This window comes from Kribbella sp. NPDC050281 (assembly GCF_040655855.1).
Lineage (GTDB): Bacteria > Actinomycetota > Actinomycetes > Propionibacteriales > Kribbellaceae > Kribbella.
This window is the reverse complement of record NZ_JBFAKS010000089.1, coordinates 1-2,113: the sequence shown is the minus strand read 5'-3', so window position 1 is coordinate 2,113 and position 2,113 is coordinate 1. Positions and strand designations below refer to the sequence as shown.

Sequence of the window (2,113 nt, the reverse complement as noted above, 5' to 3'; positions counted from 1 at the left end):
GAACCCACCAGCAGTTTGGTGAGAGCCGGCCCCAGCCACCCACCACACCAAACCCTCACGGATCCAGTGCGATCGTGACCCAGAGACAACCAGTCCAAGACCCTTCCAGGTCCAGGCCCGATTCCTCAGGACCCAACAGCGCGCCTCGGTGATTCACTCGGCCCCATCCACGTTCCACACCCACAAGTGAGTAGTACTAGCTTCAGCAGCTCCGCTGCACACCTAATGGTCAATGTTCCACATTCCGAAGCACCATCACCCCGAGACGAACGCTCGGGCAGTGATGAATAGACACCCAGTCCAATGGACGGGTGCCGAATGCTCCTTAGAAAGGAGGTGATCCAGCCGCACCTTCCGGTACGGCTACCTTGTTACGACTTCGTCCTAATCGCCAGCCCCACCTTCGACGGCTCCCTCCACAAGGGTTAGGCCACCGGCTTCGGGTGTTGCCGACTTTCATGACGTGACGGGCGGTGTGTACAAGGCCCGGGAACGTATTCACCGCAGCGTTGCTGATCTGCGATTACTAGCGACTCCGACTTCATGGGGTCGAGTTGCAGACCCCAATCCGAACTGAGACCGGCTTTTTGGGATTCGCTCCACCTTACAGCTTCGCAGCCCTTTGTACCGGCCATTGTAGCATGCGTGAAGCCCTGGACATAAGGGGCATGATGACTTGACGTCATCCCCACCTTCCTCCGAGTTGACCCCGGCAGTCTCCTATGAGTCCCCACCATAACGTGCTGGCAACATAGGACGAGGGTTGCGCTCGTTGCGGGACTTAACCCAACATCTCACGACACGAGCTGACGACAGCCATGCACCACCTGTATAGGACCCTTACGGACCCCCCATCTCTGGAGGATTTCCCTATATGTCAAACCCAGGTAAGGTTCTTCGCGTTGCATCGAATTAATCCGCATGCTCCGCCGCTTGTGCGGGCCCCCGTCAATTCCTTTGAGTTTTAGCCTTGCGGCCGTACTCCCCAGGCGGGGCGCTTAATGCGTTAGCTGCGGCACGGAGGACGTGGAATGTCCCCCACACCTAGCGCCCAACGTTTACGGCGTGGACTACCAGGGTATCTAATCCTGTTCGCTACCCACGCTTTCGCTCCTCAGCGTCAGGTAAGGCCCAGAGAGCCGCCTTCGCCACCGGTGTTCTTCCTGATATCTGCGCATTCCACCGCTACACCAGGAGTTCCGCTCTCCCCTGCCTACCTCTAGTCTGCCCGTATCGGAAGCAGGCTCGGAGTTAAGCTCCGAGTTTTCACTCCCGACGTGACGAACCGCCTACGAGCCCTTTACGCCCAATAATTCCGGACAACGCTCGGACCCTACGTATTACCGCGGCTGCTGGCACGTAGTTGGCCGGTCCTTCTTCTGCAGGTACCGTCACTCTCGCTTCGTCCCTGCTGAAAGAGGTTTACAACCCGAAGGCCGTCATCCCTCACGCGGCGTTGCTGCGTCAGACTTTCGTCCATTGCGCAATATTCCCCACTGCTGCCTCCCGTAGGAGTCTGGGCCGTGTCTCAGTCCCAGTGTGGCCGGTCGCCCTCTCAGGCCGGCTACCCGTCGACGCCTTGGTAGGCCATTACCCCACCAACAAGCTGATAGGCCGCGAGCCCATCCCCAACCGCCAGAACTTTCAACCCCCCACCATGAAGCAGGAGATCATATCCGGTATTAGACCCCGTTTCCGAGGCTTATCCCAAAGTTGAGGGTAGGTTGCTCACGTGTTACTCACCCGTTCGCCGCTCGTGTACCCCCGAAGGGGCCTTACCGCTCGACTTGCATGTGTTAAGCACGCCGCCAGCGTTCGTCCTGAGCCAGGATCAAACTCTCCGTTGAAATCTATATGTCAACCACAACCCCAAAAGGGCCGCAGACAACAGACAAACGAAAAACGATCCTTCGAATCAGAAACAAATCAAACTGACTTGAATCCAGAAAATATTTCAAAGGAATCCGCCACAGAACAACAGACAACCAACCACTCCAGAATCAAAAGACCCAGAGCAGAAAGACCATCCAATGCCCGTGAACGGGGATAATGCATCTTTCGGCATTGACTTTCGGCACGCTGTTGAGTTCTCAAAAATCGGGCGCACACCGCG

1 protein-coding gene and 1 rRNA gene are annotated in these 2,113 nt (G+C 57.1%); both read right to left on the bottom strand.

What is annotated here, in order from left to right:
- Positions 1 to 329: 329 nt before the first annotated feature.
- Positions 330 to 1,847, bottom strand: a 16S ribosomal RNA gene (locus AB0I34_RS43875).
- A 79-nt stretch (positions 1,848 to 1,926) separates the two neighbouring features.
- Positions 1,927 to 2,113, bottom strand: a 187-nt coding sequence (locus tag AB0I34_RS43870; RefSeq protein WP_360458611.1) for a hypothetical protein, incomplete at its 5' end; no start/stop codon positions are given.